Source organism: Adlercreutzia equolifaciens (assembly GCF_029076695.1).
Taxonomy (GTDB): domain Bacteria; phylum Actinomycetota; class Coriobacteriia; order Coriobacteriales; family Eggerthellaceae; genus Adlercreutzia; species Adlercreutzia equolifaciens_A.
Map to the genome: position 1 here is coordinate 1 of NZ_JARFIK010000079.1, position 408 is coordinate 408.

Genomic DNA, 408 nt, shown 5'->3' on the forward strand with positions numbered 1-408 from the left:
AGCGCAGGTCGATGTCGTCGGCGTGGCCCTCGGCCACGGCCATCATGACCTCCACCAGGTCGCTTTCAATACGCGGCAGCACCACTTGGGTTTCCGGATCGCCGAAACGCACGTTGAACTCGACAATCTTCGGCCCTTCGGGCGTCAGCATAAAGCCGCCGTAAAGCGTGCCGCGGTAGTCCATGGCGAAAGGTTCGCGGGCCGTAGCAGCGGCCTCCTTCTCCATGATGGCCACCATGGCAGCCATTTCCTCGTCGGTGACGATGGGCACGGGCGAATACACACCCATGCCGCCGGTGTTGGGGCCCAAGTCGCCGTCGTAGGCGCGCTTGTGGTCCTGGGCCGGGGCCAGGGGGAAGGACTTTCCGTTCGTGACGAAGCAGAGCAGCGAGCACTCGGGGCCGGTCA

General features: G+C 64.7%; 1 pseudogene. It reads right to left on the reverse strand.

The features are described 5' to 3' along the window. Positions 1-408 (reverse strand): annotated as a pseudogene (locus PZH32_RS11550) (phosphoribosylamine--glycine ligase); the annotation flags it as partial.